Source organism: Acinetobacter sp. V102_4 (assembly GCF_031799005.1).
GTDB classification, from domain to species: domain Bacteria; phylum Pseudomonadota; class Gammaproteobacteria; order Pseudomonadales; family Moraxellaceae; genus Acinetobacter; species Acinetobacter calcoaceticus.
The window spans coordinates 19,204-35,359 of record NZ_JAVQNR010000038.1 but is presented as its reverse complement, the minus strand read 5'-3'; the positions used below and the strand labels follow the sequence as shown (position 1 = coordinate 35,359).

Sequence of the window (16,156 nt, the reverse complement as noted above, 5' to 3'; positions counted from 1 at the left end):
AGCGGAGTAAAAACAGCTTGTCCTAGAACAGGCTGTTTTGTTTTTAACTATTTGGTCTTCTGTTGAATGACAGGGTAGTCTTGTTGTTTCGGTAATTGCTGTAATGCATGATTCATCTTTTTTAAAAACTCATCGGCTTCATCTTGACGAAATGAGTCTTCGGTATACTCACTGCGTTTTTGAAAGACGACGCCACAACCAGTTATTTCCATATTTTTAGGATTAAATGACCAGTCATTAGGATCCTTAAGGTTAATGTTTAAATCACTTTCACAACTTTTCCATAAACGTAAAAACTCATTTGATAGTTCTGTTTTAAATCCTTTGGCAGGATAGACTGAAAATCCTTTCATTTCGGGATTATAAAACTGTATAAACATGTCTACTGGCATGCCTCCCCAAACGATTGCCGTATCTGTTGGTAAAGCAATGCCTGATAAATTTTTCTCTTTCAAAGCATGTGTTTGCTCAAATTTCTGCCTGAAATGTTGCGACTGGTAGGTCAGCTTGGTTTGGGGTGGAATTGGAATACCACGAACTTGATTGCTGGCAGTCGTCATATAGTACGGGGACGGATCAGTACCATTGCACCCAGCGATGAGGGGGCAGCCACCACAAGCCGTTAGACTGACACTAATAAAACTCAGTAGACCTAAAACAATAATTTTATTCATTCTATTTTACTGTTGTTATGACATCTTCAGACAGTATAACTAATTCTCTCGATTAAGAGCTTTGTCTTTAAGAGGAGTGGAATGCTGCTCTTAAAATTTAAGTGCGTTTTACTCAGCTGTTTGCTGTGTAGGTTCATCAAATAAAGGTTTACAGCTCTCTAAGTTTTGGCATGCAGCAAACATAAGTGCTTTCGGCAAACTCGCATACAAATTGGTAATATGTTGTTCAGCAGGATTATAAAAATGCCAATAAGCAAATTGGGCTGAGCGGCGGTTTTCCAAAGCTTTAAAGAAATCTTTTTCATTAAAGTAATGATCAGATTGAGTACGAGGTCCTCCTTGCTCATGGGTGCCGACTGTAGTCAAAAGCATCGGAGAATTACTTTGTTTTTGACTCTGCCAAAAGTTTAATTTTTGAAATAGCATGCCTTGATCAAACCAGAGGGAAGGGCTGGCTGCGATGTAACGTTGAAATGTTTTAGGTTTTTGAAAAAAGTGATAAAGCACAAATAACCCTCCAAATGAGTGGCCATAAATACTTTGCTGTTGGTTATTAATTGGAAACTGTTTGGCGATTTCCGGTTTGAGTTCATCATTTAAAAATGTAATGAACTGGTCCGCACCACCATACTTATATCTGCCTTGCTTTTGAAATTCAGCAGAAGGTTTAGGGGTGTAGTCATAAGCACGTTTTTGTACATCAAAAGTTTTTTGTTTGGGGTAACCGACCGCAACGATCATGAGCGGGTCTAGACCTAATTTTGTAGAACCTGCCCCAATAGATTGAGCGATATTGACTGCACTTGGAAAGGTTGCATTTCCGTCTAATATATAAAGTACGGGATAGCCATGTTGTGGTGGGGCAACAGGTGGTTTATAGACTTGAATCAAATACTCATGGCCTGTATTTTTAGAGTTAATTTGAAATTGTGCCTGATTATTTTGAAAAACGATTTTTGATGGATTTTGTATAGGAGTTTGAGCCAAAGCAGAACAAGTTATTAAAGAGCTCAGAAGAAAACTGCAAGATAAAAAGAAAAATGAGTTATGCATAATAAACAAGAATAAAATTTATTATGTAAATGATAAATGAAAATCATTATCAAATAAAGCGATCTGAGGAATCCGTCCAAGACGGTTTAATGAAAAAAGCCAATACAGCCATATTGCCTAACAAATCAAAGCAGACTATTGTTATACTCTCGTTTAAAAGATGATTTTGCTGAGGCTGCATTCCAATGATCAACGATGATCAAAACAAAACGACTTCTCTTAGTTTAGAACAAATTCGCGAAGATATTGATAGCGTGGATCAACAGATTCAAGAACTATTAAATCGACGCGCAAGCCTTGCTGAAGCAGTTGCGAAAGCTAAATTTGCTTCCGAAGAGAATCCTTTGTTTTATCGTCCTGAACGTGAAGCACAAGTCTTACGTAAAGTCATGGAGCGTAACCAAGGTCCTTTGTCTGATGTAACCATGGCGCGTTTGTTCCGTGAAATTATGTCGGCTTGCCTTGCTTTAGAAGCACCGCAAAGTATTGCATTTTTAGGGCCAGAAGGTACTTTTACTCAATCTGCTGTGCTTAAGCATTTTGGTAAAGATGCGGTTGTACGCCCACTTCCAACAATTGATGAAGTTTTCCGTGAAGTGGAAGCAGGTAGTGCCCATTACGGTGTAGTTCCAGTTGAGAACTCATCTGAAGGTGTTGTAAACCATACCTTAGATTGCTTTAAAACATCGAATTTAAATGTGATTGGTGAAGTTGAATTACGTATTCATCATCAATTCCTTGTTTCTGAAAATACACGTAAAGACAGTATTAAGCAGATTTATGCTCATCAGCAAACTTTGGCTCAATGTCGCCAATGGTTAGATGCGCATTATCCGGGTGTTGAGCGTGTTGCTTTAAACTCAAATGCAGAAGCTGCGCGCCGTATTCGCAACGAATGGCATTCGGCAGCGATTGCATCTGATATCGCAGCGGGCATGTATAACCTTGAAATCTTACATAGCAATATTGAAGATAATCCGGAAAATACAACACGTTTCTTAGTGATTGGTCGTGAAAAAATTCCACAAAGTGGCAATGATAAAACATCATTATTGATTTCAGCGCATGACCGTGCGGGTGCTTTATTAGAAATTTTAGCGCCATTTGCAAAACATAATATTAGCTTAACAAGTATTGAGACTCGTCCAGCATTACCTGAAAAATGGGCTTATGTATTCTTTATCGATTTAGAAGGTCATATCGAACAAGAGAATGTTGCTGCTGCGATTAATGATATTCGCCCAATGGTGAAAGAGATTCGTATTTTAGGTTCTTATCCTGCCGCTGTTCTGTAATCACTTATGTTGGAATAATGACATGTATTAAGATAAGCATGTCATTATGCTTAAAAACAAATTGCTCAATGGTTTAAATATCTTTGAGCAAAAGCAAAGTTGAAGTTATGTCACAACCCCTATTTAAAAAAGTTGCATTTATTGGTTTAGGACTCATCGGATCGAGTTTAGCTCGTGTTATTGTTGCAGAAAAGTTGGCGACAACTATTGTGGCATCTACACGCTCACATAAAACTTTAGAAGATGCAAAATCACTTGGCTTAATACACGAAGGATTTTCTGATCCAGTTGAAGCCGTGAAAGGGGCAGATTTAGTCGTTTTAGCCTTGCCAGTGCGTGCTACACAAAAAGTGCTTGAGCAAATTAAACCTTATTTGTCAGCAACCACAATTTTAACCGATGTGGGAAGTACAAAAGGTAATGTCGTTGATGCAGCAAAAGCTGTATTTGGTGAAGATTTACCAGAAGGTTTTGTGCCGGGGCATCCTATTGCGGGTAGTGAACATACAGGTGTTCACGCGGGTAAAGTTGACTTATTTGCAAATCATAAGGTGATTTTAACGCCATTACCAACAAGTGCAGAATGGGCTGTTGATAAACTGATTCAACTTTGGTCGGCGGCAAAAGCTGAAGTCATTTGTATGGATGTTGCCAAGCATGATGAAGTGCTGGCACATACGAGTCATCTACCACATTTGATGGCATTTAATCTGGTCGAGCAACTTGCAAACCGTGAAGATAATCTTGATATTTTTCGTTATGCAGCAGGTGGTTTTCGTGACTTTTCACGAATTGCGGCTAGTGATCCCCAAATGTGGCATGACATTTTCTTTGCCAATAAAACAGCTATATTAAACGCTGTAGATGGCTTCGAAAAGCAGCTTACTGTACTTAGAAAATTGATTGAAAACGAAGATTCTCATGCATTAATGGGTTTGCTTGGCCATGCTCAGGCAGCCCGTCAGCATTTCAATCATATGTTAGCCAAAAAACCTTTAATGGAGAAAAATAAGGTGACACAGCAATTCAGTATCTTACCGGGAAATAAAACTTTTAAAGGTAAATTTACCGTACCGGGTGACAAATCTGTGTCACATCGCTCCATTATGTTTGGTGCTATTGCCGAAGGCACGACTCATGTCACTGGCTTCCTTGAAGGTGAAGACGCGTTAGCAACTTTGCAAGCTTTCCGTGATATGGGTGTAAGCATTGAAGGCCCTAAAAATGGTGAAGTGACTATTCACGGTGTAGGCATGCATGGTTTAAAAGCACCTGCAAGTGCATTGTATATGGGTAACTCTGGTACAAGCATGCGTTTGCTTTCAGGCATGTTATCTGCACAGAAATTTGATTCAGTCATGACAGGTGATGCTTCACTTTCTAAACGTCCAATGGAGCGTATTGCTAAGCCATTGCGTTTAATGGGCGCACAAATTCAGACTACAGGTGAAAAAGGTACACCACCTGTAAGCATTACTGGTGCTCAGCAATTAAATGGTATTCAATACGATTTACCTATGGCATCTGCTCAAGTGAAGTCAGGCATTCTACTTGCAGGCTTATGGGCTGAAGGTGAAACTTCGGTAACTGAACCAGAGCCAACACGTGATCATACTGAACGCATGCTTCGTGCATTTGGTTATGATGTTAAGACTGAAGGCAACAAAATTTCCCTTGTTGGTGGTGGTAAATTAGTGGGTACTGACATTCAAGTGCCATCTGATATTTCATCTGCTGCTTTCTTTATGGTGGGTGCGGCAATTACTGAAGGCGCCGACGTTGTGCTTGAAGCTGTAGGTATTAACCCAACGCGTACTGGCGTAATCGAAATTTTAAAACAAATGGGTGCTGACCTAACTGTTGAAAATGAGCGTATTGCGGGTGGTGAACCTATTGCTGATATTCATATTAAAGGCTCACGTACACTTAAAGGCATTCATATGCCAGAAGACCAAGTACCTTTAGCAATTGATGAATTCCCAGCTTTATTCATTGCAGCAGCTTGTGCGGAAGGCCAAACGGTATTAACTGGTGCAGCAGAGCTTCGCGTGAAAGAGTCTGACCGCATTCAAGTGATGGCAGATGGCTTAAAAATCATGGGTATTGACTGCACACCAACTGAAGATGGCATCATTATTGAAGGTAAGGGTAAGTCTGGCGATTGGTCACCAATTTTTACTGGTGGTGAAGTTGAATCACATCATGACCACCGTATTGCCATGAGTTTTAGTATGGCAGGCCTTCGTAATTCTGGTCCGATTACGATTCAGGGTACGGAAACAGTTGCTACCAGCTTCCCAACTTTTACTGAGTTGGCGAATCGTGCAGGCTTAACGATCGAAGTTAGCCAATAACTTTTTACCTAACACATTTTATAATTGCTAACACAATAGCAACGGCAGCAGCGGGCTAAAGGCTTGGCTGCTGTTTGTTTATTGCTTATGCTAAGCGCAGATAATGATAATAGTGTTAGGACAAAGGATGAAAAAATTACAATTTATTGCCAGTTGCCCACAACATGGGGTGCTTGATCATCCACCAAATGAATGCCATATCACCCAAGAATATGTAGCAGCTTTATTATTTAAACAATTGGGGCATTATGGTTTTGATGCGCAACATATTGTGCATGAACATGAAAAAGTAGAAGTGAGTATTGATAATCATCTTTTACCTTTGTCTATTACTTGCCAAAAAACAGACCATGATGGGCATTTGATGTGTGAAATCTCTGCCAACCCAGATGAAGAACAAGACTGGTTTGAGAAGATTGAAACACAAAGCATTATTCGTCAGCTCGCGCAGGCTGTTGAAAATAGTTTGAAAGCCGATCAAAGCTTTTCAGCATTTGAATGGAAAAATTAAATAAAACGATTCTTAAAACTTTTTCATTAAGTACGGCTTTTAGAAAAGTCGTACTTTCTGTTTAAATTAAATATAAAAATACAAAATCTTTACTCAAATCTCTACCTATCTTTAATGCGTTGTGTATATTGAAATTATTACGATATTTACATAATTAGAGTGTGGTTTTCATGACACAAGTTGATATTGCAGCGTTATCTCCTCAAGTGGTTTGGCAGCATTTTCAAACACTTTGCACTATTCCTCGTCCATCAAAACATGAACAGCAGCTTCGTGAGTTTTTACAAAACTGGGCTGAAAGTCGAAATTTAGAAACTTACGTAGATGAAGTGGGTAATTTGATTATCCGCAAGAATGCGACTGCGGGTAAAGAACATGTATCTGGAGTCATTCTGCAAGGCCATTTAGATATGGTCACACAAGCCAACACTGGCACAGTACATGACTTTTTTAAAGACCCGATCCGTCCAGTGCTTGAGAATGGTTGGTTAATTGCCAAAGACACCACTTTAGGCGCTGATAATGGCATTGGGGTAGCCTTAGCTTTGGCAGTATTAGATTCAAATGATATTGCTCATGGCCCTATTGAAGTTCTTTTAACAGTGGACGAAGAAGCAGGCATGAGTGGTGCGCGGCTTTTACAGGCAGGTGTGCTAAAAGGTAAATGGTTATTCAATATTGATACAGAAGAGTGGGGCGAGTTATATCTGGGGTGTGCTGGAAGTATTGATGTTGAAGTTGAGCAGCCACTTAATTATGAAAAAATCCCTGAAAACTTGACCACTGTAAACATTCAGGTTGCTGGCCTTAAAGGTGGTCACTCTGGTGTAGATATTCATTTAGGACGTGGCAATGCCAATGTTATTCTGGCCCGCTTTTTAAATGAGTATTTAGCAAAGCTTGGTGGAAGACTTGTTGAGTTTAGTGGTGGTTCAGCTCGTAATGCACTACCTCGAGAAGCAGTTGCAACTATTGCAATTTCGCCTAACCAATTACCTGAATTAGAAAAATTACTCGCTGAATATCAAACGACATGGAAAAAACAGCTACAGGGTATTGATGACAACCTGCGATTAACTATTCAAGCTACTAGCGTTGAAACGAATCAAGTGATTATTCAACAACAGCAAAATGAATGGCTACAAGCTTTGGCAACAAGTCCATACGGCGTTACAAGTATGAGTCAAGCTCTTCCAGATGTGGTTGAGACTTCAAATAATATTGGGGTTGTAAAATTAAATCGAGAGGGTGGAAAAGCTGTCTTAATGGTCCGCTCAATGGTGAACCAAGAAGCTGAGGATTTTGCAAAGAAAATTCAGACGCATTTTAGTCAATTTAATATCGCTTCTACACTCACGCCGTTGGTTTCGGGGTGGACACCAAATCCAGATTCGGCTGCTTTAAAGTGCTTACAACAAGCCTATCAAAAGGCGTTTAACATTGAGCCAAAGCTCAAAGTAATTCATGCAGGTCTAGAGTGCGGGATTATTGCCGAGCACTATCCAGATTTACAGATGGTTTCATTTGGACCTGATATTCAAGGTGCACATGCACCGGGTGAGCGAGTAAAAGTTGATACTGTAGATAATTGCTGGAAGTTGTTGGTGACGGCTTTGGCATCTGTAGAGTAATTTTTTAGAAATAAGAAGCTCATTAGTGAGCTTCTTAAACGTTGACCTCTACATGAAAATGATTTGTACCTAACTCGATAAATTCGATTTCACAAGGAATATAACTTTTATTCGACTTTTAAAAGCTGTCCTGCTTCGTTTAAAGTAAATTCATCAAAATCATTTGCTAAATAAAAATGACCTTTATAAAACTGGCGAACTTCTTCAGCAATAGCTTGCTGTCCAGTTCTATCCTGATGTCTTGGGCTAAAGTGCGTCAGAATTAAATTATCCAGAGATTGCTGCTCTGCAAATTCAGCCACCATTTTTGCAGAGCTGTGCATTGGCCCTTTTCCTACTTTATCTAAAACTGTTTGCAAATAAGTCGACTCATGAATGAGTAGTTGAGCATCCTTACAGGCATCAGCTAATAGTTCAGGCTGATCATTGTCACCACCTATAACTGCATGAATTTGCTGGTTTTGAACTTTGATAAAGTCCTGAGCTTTTAAAGTTTGTCCCTCAAATTCAACATCATAGCCTCGTTTTAAATGGCCCCACATATCGCCTTGAGGTACGCCAAGCTGATTTAGAGCTTGGATATCTAATTTCTTGTGAATAGATTTTATATAAATACTAAAAGCAAAACTTGGAACACGATGGCTAAGAGGATGTGCTTGAACGATGAATTCATCGGTGATCTGCTGTGGCTGTGTTGCTTCCTTAACATTAATAAATTGGAGTGAATAGGGCAAATGTAAATCTGTAAGTTGGGCGGTGATTTCAAACCATTGCTGAATTTCTTTTGGTGCAATCACTATTAATGGTTTTGTACGGGCATTCATGCCTGCACTTGCCAGTAAACCAACTAGACCATAACAATGGTCGCCGTGAACGTGGGTAATGCAAATGGCAACTAGGTTTTGTAAGGAAAGTTTGGCTTGTTGAATGCGGTGCTGCGTCCCTTCACCAGCATCAACTAAAATCCAGTCCTTATTTTTACTGTTACGAACAGCTAATCCTGAAACATTGCGTGAAAGGGTGGGCACACCTGAAGAAGTGCCTAAAAAAGTAAAATGAAGCATATTTTTGGAATTTTTTAGTCAAATGTGTAATGTATATTATAGATACTTATTGAAATTTTATAGAAATTATAGCCAACGAACGATAGTGATCGAGTGAAAAAATATTTGGCCCGTTTTGGATTAGGTTGGAATAATTTTTAGTAGTTACAGGGCTTATGAAATGATGGACATAGACTCAATCTATGTCCATCAAACTACTGCTTATTTCATAATAATAAAGCGTGTAATGATTTGGCGAAGCTGTTTTAAATAGCCTGTAAAGAAGTGGTTAGCGCCCGGTAAAATCGTAATTGGGTGCTTTTGAGGTTTCGCCCATGCAATCGCATCTGAAAGCAAGGTAATGTCATCTTGCTCGCCATGAATGAGTAGAATATCACCTTGAATTTCTGGAGTTTTATAGTGGCGCAAACCCACTACGGTAGCCGTTGGTAAACCACACAAAATTAACTGTACAGGTCGTAATTCAGGATTAAGCTGTGCAAAGCATTTTGCCAAAACATGTGAGCCGAAGCTAAAGCCGCCTGCATAAAATGGCAAGCCTTCATGTAGCTTACGAACATATTCAATTACGGCTAAAATATCTTCGGTTTCGCCATGACCTTCATCATGAATACCTTCACTGCCGCCTAAGCCACGGAAACTAGGGCGATAAACAATACAGCCATATTCATTAAGGATTTGGGTTAAGAGGGCAGGGACTTTATGTTGAGGGGTTCCACCTTGCAATGGGTGCGGATGACAAACAACCGCAAAGCCTTTGATTTCACCTTCAGGGCGGTCAACGAAAAGTTCAATTTTACCTACTGGACCCTGGATGAAAGTTTGCTCAGACATATAAGAACCGCTAAATAACAATACGTGATGCTATTTTACCGATAGTCGTCATTGAAAACACGAGTTAGCATTAAAAAATATCTACTGTTATAGTTGGCATTAATAATAATTTTTTCAGGTTGTCTATGCTTGCTTTAATTTCTCCTGCAAAAACTTTAGATTATGAAACAGCGTTACCTACAGATGAGTTTACTCAGCCTCGCTTGTTAGAACACTCAGCACAATTAATTGAGGTTTGCCGAAAACTCTCTGCTTCCGAAATTGCCAATTTAATGAGTGTCAGTGAAAAAATTGCCACACTAAATGCAGACCGATTTAGAGATTGGAAGCCTGAATTTGATTTTTCAAATGCTCGTCAGGCGATTTATGCGTTTAAAGGTGATGTGTATACAGGTTTAGATGCCTATCATTTAAAAGATAAAGATATTGATTTTGCACAGCAGCATTTACGTATGCTATCTGGCTTATATGGTTTACTACGTCCTTTAGATCTAATGATGCCTTATCGTCTTGAGATGGGCACTAAATTAAAAAATTTACGGGGCCATAATTTGTATGAGTTCTGGGGTGAAATTATCACGAACCAGATTAACGAAGACTTGGCGGCAATTAAAACTGAGTTACTTGTAAATCTAGCTTCAGATGAGTATTACAAATCGGTCAACGAAAAGAAAATTAAGGCTGAAATTGTTAAGCCTGTTTTTCTTGACCAGAAAAATGGCAAATATAAAGTCATTAGTTTCTATGCGAAAAAAGCACGCGGTTTAATGGCTCGTTTTATGATTGAAAACCAATTAAATAAAGCTGAGGATATTAAAGCATTCAATACCGATGGATACTACTTTGATGCTGAAAACTCATCACTAAAAGAGCTAGTATTTAAACGCGATGAGCAATAATCCTGAGCGTGGTTAATATATGATGATGCAGCTTTACTTATTAAAATTGGAACATGTTTGGTTTGAGCTGCATCAGCATTATCATTTTTCTGAGCCACAAAAAATCTTAAATATACTCATCGCTGCTTATAGTGAAAAGCAGCGGGCCTATCATACGGTTCAACATTTATATGAATGCTTAGCTTTGCTCGAATCAGTTCGATCTGATTTGAATGATGCCTATGCGGTTGCATTGGCACTCTGGTTCCACGATGCGATCTATAACCCACAAGCTAAAGATAATGAACTTAAAAGTGCTGAGCTTTTTGAGCAATGTATGGTTCAAAATTTACCAGTAAATACGGTTCAGAAAATAAAACAGTGGATTCTTGCCACGCAAAAGCATATAGCGACTGATGAGTTAGATTTGCAATTTTTATTGGATATCGATTTAGCTATTTTGGCAGCAACTCCAGAACGTTTTATGCAATATGAACAGCAAATTCAGCAGGAATATGCTTGGGTCGATCCAGAAGTATATTCAATCAAAAGAAAAGAAGTTCTAGCGCATTTTTATCAGTCAGACCCACTTTATCAGACGACTTATTTTCAACAGAATTTTGAGTTAAGAGCAAAGCAAAATTTACAGAGGACATTAGGCATAGCCTAAGTAAATATAAGAATGTTTATCTATGGATTGGAGAGGTATGGGTTTCTTGAGTGATACAGATATTCTTGGTCATTTTATTTTGAAAGATAAATACCTATATAAGAGTGAGTCGAGAGGTCACTGAAAAACAATGACCTCCCAAATAAATTACTTAAAGAAATAACCTGTTTCTGGCGAGCTCGCATTTGCCATACGCTTACGTGGCATACGACCTGCTAAAAATGCTTCACGTCCTGCTTCAACAGCTTTTTTCATTGCAGAAGCCATCAAAATAGGATTCTGAGCAGCTGCAATCGCGGTATTCATCAACACGCCGTCACAACCAAGTTCCATTGCAATAGCTGCATCACTTGCTGTACCAACGCCTGCATCTACCAAAACTGGTACTTTTGCATTTTCTTTAATAATTGAAATAGTATGTGGGTTTAAAATACCTAAACCTGAACCAATAAGACTGCCTAAAGGCATAATTGCAACACAACCCATACTTTCAAGTTCTTGAGCAATGATTGGGTCATCAGAGGTGTAAACCATAATCTCAAAACCGTCATCAATCAAAGTACGAGCCGCTTTTAAAGTCTCGGTTACATTTGGATATAAGGTCTTTTCATCACCCAAAACTTCAAGTTTTACCAAGTTGTGACCGTCTAGAAGTTCACGCGCTAACATGCAAGTACGTACTGCGCTGTCAGCATCAAAACAACCTGCGGTATTTGGCAAAATTGTATACTTTTCTGGCGGAATGACAGAGAGTAAATTTGGCTGATCTGGATGTTGTCCAATATTCACACGGCGGATTGCAACAGTAACGATTTCTGCACCACTCGCTTGAATGGCTAAATCTGTTTCATTTAAGTCTTTATATTTGCCAGTTCCTACCAATAAACGAGATTGAAAAGAACGTGAACCAATAATGAGAGGGGTGTCTTGCATGGATAACTCCGACTTAGCCGCCGCCAACAGCGTGAATAATTTCGATACGGTCATGTTGAGCGATAGAAATCTGCTCTAATTTGCTTTTTGGAATAATTTGCTGGTTGTATTCGACCGCAAATCTTTTTCCTTCAAGTGCCAAAGCCTGAATGAGCTGCATTAGGTTTTGACAAGGCGTGTCCGTTAATTCGCCATTTAAATAAATTTGCATGATCACATTCCAATTATTTTGCGTATTTGAGGGCATTCCAAGCCAAAACGAGCCATCCAGCTATCATAAATGCTCCACCAATTGGGGTAATTGCCCCTAAAATTCTCGGTAATCCAAGCGCCATGATATAGAGTGAACCACAGAAGAATAAAATACCAATCTGAATCAATATGAATGGCAATTTAATGGGGAACGTAAGGATAACTTTGCTTAAAATACCAAGTGCTAAGAGACCTAAAGCATGGTAGAAAAAGTAGTCGGTTGCAGTATGCCACCAAACAAGTTGCTCAGGACTCGCGTGAGCTTTAAGACCATGTGCTCCAAAAGCACCCAACATGACTGCAAAGGCAAGATTAAGGGCTGAAATGGCAATCCACATAACAAAAAACGCAAATGAATAATGAAGGGCAACGTTATCATAGATTGGGTTGGCTAAACATAGCCAGATAAAACAAAAGGGCTAATCGCCCTTTTATTTTTAAACTTATTTTAGCTTGCAGACATGGCAATTTTAATTTTTTCCATTGCATTCTTTTCAAGCTGGCGAATACGTTCTGCTGATACATTATATTCGGCCGCTAACTCGTGGAGAGTAGATTTGTCATCATCTAACCAACGACGTTGTAAAATATTACGCGAACGGTCATCTAACTGATCCATTGCATTATGTAGGGCAGATGTACTTTGCTCTTCCCAGTCCTCATTTTCGACTAAACGGGCTGGATCATAGCGATTATCTTCAAGATACAATGCCGGTGCAGTATGTGAAGTGTCATCGTCGTCGTCACCTTGAGCTTCGAAAGCAGCATCATAAGCGGTTAAACGACCTTCCATCTCCAGAACTTGTTCTGCAGTTACATTTAAGTCATTCGCAATCGATTGAGCTTCTTCGAGCGTTAATTTTTTACTCGATTTTTTTAAACTACGTAAATTGAAAAATAATTTACGTTGTGCTTTGGTCGTTGCAATTTTGACAATACGCCAGTTACGGATAACGTATTCGTGAATTTCTGCCTTAATCCAGTGGACGGCAAAAGATACAAGACGCACGCCCATATTTGGGTCGAAACGCTTCACGGCTTTCATTAAGCCTAAATTACCTTCTTGAATAAGGTCGCCTTGTGGTAGGCCATAACCTGCATAGCTGCGCGCAATGTGAACGACGAAACGTAAATGCGACATTACCAGCATTTTTGCGGCATCAAGATCTTGGTCATAATAATAACGTTCAGCAAGTTCTTTTTCTTGCTCGGCCGTTAAAATAGGAATCTGATTGACAGTACTGATATATGCACCAAGGTTTACACCGGGCGCAGACAATGACAGGGGCATCAATTGATTGCTGCTGTCACTCATGATTTCTCCTTATAGGATCGGATGGGATAACCAATAAATTCATCTTAGTTTGAATCAGCTTCATAATTAAGGAAAATTGGGTAGAGAAATGTAAAATTTTATGCAATTTCTAATCTTTTAGTTTATCAAAGAATTATTGAGTTTCAATTAAATAGTGAAATTCTCTTTCGGATATATGTGTGGTTTGACACATAAAATGATGTAAACCACAGTAACGAGTTACATCTATTTCACTATGGGGGTCAGAAGATTTTAATAAAAATAGCTGTTTACCCGATACTTTTTTGAGTTCGCGTTTAAGCATTAATAAAGGCATCGGACAAGGTTGGCCCAAGGCATTAATTTCAATAAGTGCTGTAGTAGAAGAAGTGTTGGTCATTCATCATCAAAACAACTAAAAAGATTATTCTAACAAATTTTTTTATAAACACCGCACATTTTATAAAAGAAGAAACAAGCAATTACCTATAAAAAATATTGTAATAAGCTGTTTAAAAAAAGGACTAAAAATAGGGGGAATAATTGAAAAAAATTCTATTAATTGTCATAAACCCGTGGTAAGCTCGAACCGTTTTAGGATTTACCACACACTTAAATTGGTTTAAAAATCCTATAACAAATGGATGTAACCGGAAATTGTTGATAGTTTCACAGAATGATTACAAGCTTTAAGATTATAAATATTTTAAAAACTTGTTTGCTCTGCTGTTTGCAACACCGGAAGGTCCTTTTTTCAACATCTGAGGATTGACTTATGACAGCTCGCGAACAAGGCGTAGTAAAGTGGTTTAACGACACTAAAGGTTTTGGCTTTATTCAACGTAACGGCGGTGACGACGTATTCGTTCATTTCCGTGCAATCGTTGGTGACGGTCACCGTTCTTTACGTGACGGCCAACGCGTAGAATTTAGTGTAGTACAAGGTCAAAAAGGTTTTCAAGCTGAGAACGTTCAGCCTTTAGACTAATTCATCTTTTGATGAATCACGGACGCTCCAATTTTTGAATTGGGGCGTTTTTGTTTATAATGATCTTCTCATTAGAGAGATTGTTTGTTAGAGCACGTATTTATGACATCTGGTTTTGAAACCTTGAATTTACATCCGCAACTTAAAAAGGCGATTGATGCTTTAGGGTTTAAGCAAATGACCCCGATTCAGCAAAAGGTTTTAAAATATACGTTGGGCGGGCATGATGCAATTGGTAGAGCACAAACAGGAACAGGTAAAACTGCTGCTTTCCTGATTAGTGTAATTAATGACTTGTTACATAACCCGATTCAAGAGCAGCGCTTTCGTGGTGAGCCACGTGCCTTGATTTTGGCGCCTACTCGTGAATTGGCATTGCAAATTGAAAGCGATGCGAAGTTACTCACAAAATTTTCAGATTTACACGTCGTGACACTATTAGGTGGCGTAGATTTTGATAAGCAAAAGAAACAGCTAGATGCTAATTTTGTCGATATCATGGTTGCCACGCCTGGGCGTCTAATTGATTTTGTAGAACAAAAAGAAGTTTGGCTCGATCAAATTGAATTCCTAGTAATTGATGAAGCAGATCGCTTATTGGACATGGGTTTTATTCCGTCTGTAAAACGTATCGTGCGTTATTCCCCGCGTAAGGAAGAACGTCAAACCCTCATGTTCTCGGCTACTTTTAGTTATGACGTGCTTAATTTGGCGAGACAATGGTTGTTTGAGCCAATCACTGTTGAAATTGAGCCTGAGCAAAAAACCAATAACGATGTTGAGCAACGTGTTTATGTAGTAGCTAAGCAAGATAAATATCGTTTGCTACAAGATATTTTGCGTGAAGAGCCTATCGATAAAGTCATGATTTTTGCTAATCGACGTGATCAAGTGCGCCGTCTTTATGACCATTTAAAGAGAGATGGATATCGGGTCGGGATGCTTTCAGGTGAAATTGCTCAAGATAAACGTTTAAAAATGTTAGACCAGTTTAAGCAGGGTAAAAATAACATCATGATCGCAACTGATGTTGCTGGCCGTGGTATTCATGTTGATGGCGTATCTCATGTGGTTAACTATACCTTACCTGAGCAGTCAGACGATTATGTGCACCGTATTGGCCGTACAGGCCGTGCTGGGTCACAAGGTGTAAGTATTAGTTTTCTTTCAGAAGATGATGCTTTTTATTTGCCGGAAATTGAAAAAGCAATTGGTAAGAAATTGCCATTAACCCGTATAGAGGGTTATTGCTAATAAAAAAATCCCAATCATTTGATTGGGATTTTTTTTGATTAATTAATTTTGCAATAGAAGGTAAGTGTTGTTTGATAATCATCATCTTTTGCTAGAGATGCATTTTTACCAGTTAATGTGCCAATCACACCAGCTGCTGCTTCAACCATTTGGCCTGTTTTCTCGCTTACTACATCTTTTAATACACCGTTGTATGTTGTTTTTTCATCTACCACAACAGGGCTGGTGCTTTTTGAACAAGTTTTTTGAGCGGCAGTAATCGCATTATTTTTTGCAATTAGATTTGTTTTACCAATGCCGGTGACTTCAAATTGATTATTTTCTTTTTGAACCGCCAAGGTGTTTTTAGGGGTAGTGGCACAAGCTCCTAGTAATAAAACAACACTGCTCAATGCACTCGCTAAAATTATTTTTTTCATGTTTCACCTAATATCGTTAATCGTCAAAAGATCTCACTATTTGAACACAAGT

Annotated in this window: 18 protein-coding genes; 8 read left to right on the top strand and 10 right to left on the bottom strand. The window is 38.8% G+C overall.

Going from position 1 to position 16,156, the window contains the following annotated elements; genetic code table 11:
* Positions 1 to 47: 47 nt before the first annotated feature.
* Positions 48 to 674 carry a hypothetical protein gene (locus tag RMB13_RS09830; protein WP_311085157.1) on the bottom strand — a complete coding sequence of 209 codons (627 nt, stop codon included), beginning with the start codon at positions 672 to 674 and terminating at the stop codon, positions 48 to 50.
* Positions 675 to 782: 108 nt separating this feature from the next.
* The gene (locus tag RMB13_RS09825) at positions 783 to 1,727 is read right to left on the bottom strand and encodes an alpha/beta hydrolase-fold protein (RefSeq protein WP_311085156.1); all 945 of its coding nucleotides are present in this window, start codon (positions 1,725 to 1,727) and stop codon (positions 783 to 785) included.
* A gap of 185 nt (positions 1,728 to 1,912) precedes the next feature.
* On the opposite strand from RMB13_RS09825, the gene pheA reads away from it, so the two are divergent.
* From pheA to RMB13_RS09805, 4 genes are all read left to right on the top strand, one after another.
* Complete coding sequence (gene pheA / locus RMB13_RS09820) at positions 1,913 to 3,022, top strand: prephenate dehydratase (protein ID WP_003650703.1); 1,110 nt, start codon at positions 1,913 to 1,915, stop codon at positions 3,020 to 3,022.
* Between the two features lie 107 nt (positions 3,023 to 3,129).
* Positions 3,130 to 5,376, top strand: a complete 2,247-nt coding sequence (locus RMB13_RS09815) for a bifunctional prephenate dehydrogenase/3-phosphoshikimate 1-carboxyvinyltransferase (protein ID WP_311085155.1) — start codon at positions 3,130 to 3,132, stop codon at positions 5,374 to 5,376.
* A 127-nt stretch (positions 5,377 to 5,503) separates the two neighbouring features.
* Positions 5,504 to 5,887, top strand: a complete 384-nt coding sequence (locus tag RMB13_RS09810) for a hypothetical protein (RefSeq protein WP_004643460.1) — start codon at positions 5,504 to 5,506, stop codon at positions 5,885 to 5,887.
* Between the two features lie 170 nt (positions 5,888 to 6,057).
* Positions 6,058 to 7,518: an aminoacyl-histidine dipeptidase gene (locus RMB13_RS09805; protein ID WP_311085154.1), complete on the top strand. Its 1,461-nt coding sequence runs from the start codon at positions 6,058 to 6,060 to the stop codon at positions 7,516 to 7,518.
* Between the two features lie 107 nt (positions 7,519 to 7,625).
* Here RMB13_RS09805 and RMB13_RS09800 read toward each other — a convergent pair whose 3' ends face one another.
* A complete protein-coding gene (locus tag RMB13_RS09800) occupies positions 7,626 to 8,582 on the bottom strand; it encodes a ribonuclease Z (RefSeq protein ID WP_311085153.1) in 957 nt (318 codons plus the stop codon).
* A gap of 201 nt (positions 8,583 to 8,783) precedes the next feature.
* On the bottom strand, positions 8,784 to 9,416 hold the full coding sequence (locus RMB13_RS09795; RefSeq protein ID WP_311085152.1) for a hydrolase: 633 nt from the start codon (positions 9,414 to 9,416) through the stop codon (positions 8,784 to 8,786).
* Between the two features lie 125 nt (positions 9,417 to 9,541).
* Between RMB13_RS09795 and yaaA the strand changes: the two genes are divergently transcribed.
* Together yaaA and RMB13_RS09785 are read left to right on the top strand one after the other, a co-directional pair.
* Positions 9,542 to 10,315 (top strand): peroxide stress protein YaaA, encoded by a 774-nt coding sequence (gene yaaA, locus RMB13_RS09790; protein WP_311085151.1) that lies wholly within the window; start codon positions 9,542 to 9,544, stop codon positions 10,313 to 10,315.
* Positions 10,316 to 10,334: 19 nt separating this feature from the next.
* Positions 10,335 to 10,964 carry a metal-dependent hydrolase gene (locus RMB13_RS09785; protein WP_311085150.1) on the top strand — a complete coding sequence of 210 codons (630 nt, stop codon included), beginning with the start codon at positions 10,335 to 10,337 and terminating at the stop codon, positions 10,962 to 10,964.
* Between the two features lie 147 nt (positions 10,965 to 11,111).
* Here the strand turns inward: RMB13_RS09785 and RMB13_RS09780 are convergent, their stop codons facing one another.
* The 5 genes from RMB13_RS09780 to RMB13_RS09760 form a co-directional block, all read right to left on the bottom strand.
* Complete coding sequence (locus RMB13_RS09780; protein ID WP_005039404.1) at positions 11,112 to 11,897, bottom strand: thiazole synthase; 786 nt, start codon at positions 11,895 to 11,897, stop codon at positions 11,112 to 11,114.
* A 13-nt stretch (positions 11,898 to 11,910) separates the two neighbouring features.
* Entirely contained in the window at positions 11,911 to 12,108 is a 198-nt protein-coding gene (gene thiS / locus RMB13_RS09775; RefSeq protein ID WP_003650729.1) for a sulfur carrier protein ThiS, read from the bottom strand.
* Positions 12,109 to 12,121: 13 nt separating this feature from the next.
* Complete coding sequence (locus RMB13_RS09770) at positions 12,122 to 12,487, bottom strand: DUF423 domain-containing protein (protein ID WP_004643452.1); 366 nt, start codon at positions 12,485 to 12,487, stop codon at positions 12,122 to 12,124.
* 110 nt (positions 12,488 to 12,597) lie between these two features.
* Positions 12,598 to 13,464 (bottom strand): RNA polymerase sigma factor RpoH, encoded by an 867-nt coding sequence (rpoH, locus tag RMB13_RS09765; RefSeq protein ID WP_311085149.1) that lies wholly within the window; start codon positions 13,462 to 13,464, stop codon positions 12,598 to 12,600.
* Positions 13,465 to 13,597: 133 nt separating this feature from the next.
* Positions 13,598 to 13,843, bottom strand: a complete 246-nt coding sequence (locus RMB13_RS09760) for a sulfurtransferase TusA family protein (RefSeq protein ID WP_004643450.1) — start codon at positions 13,841 to 13,843, stop codon at positions 13,598 to 13,600.
* Between the two features lie 375 nt (positions 13,844 to 14,218).
* Between RMB13_RS09760 and RMB13_RS09750 the strand changes: the two genes are divergently transcribed.
* A complete protein-coding gene (locus RMB13_RS09750; protein WP_000126912.1) occupies positions 14,219 to 14,431 on the top strand; it encodes a cold-shock protein in 213 nt (70 codons plus the stop codon).
* 102 nt (positions 14,432 to 14,533) lie between these two features.
* On the top strand, positions 14,534 to 15,685 hold the full coding sequence (rhlB, locus tag RMB13_RS09745; protein WP_003650737.1) for an ATP-dependent RNA helicase RhlB: 1,152 nt from the start codon (positions 14,534 to 14,536) through the stop codon (positions 15,683 to 15,685).
* Positions 15,686 to 15,723: 38 nt separating this feature from the next.
* Here rhlB and RMB13_RS09740 read toward each other — a convergent pair whose 3' ends face one another.
* On the bottom strand, positions 15,724 to 16,104 hold the full coding sequence (locus RMB13_RS09740) for a hypothetical protein (protein WP_003650739.1): 381 nt from the start codon (positions 16,102 to 16,104) through the stop codon (positions 15,724 to 15,726).
* Positions 16,105 to 16,156 lie beyond the last annotated feature (52 nt).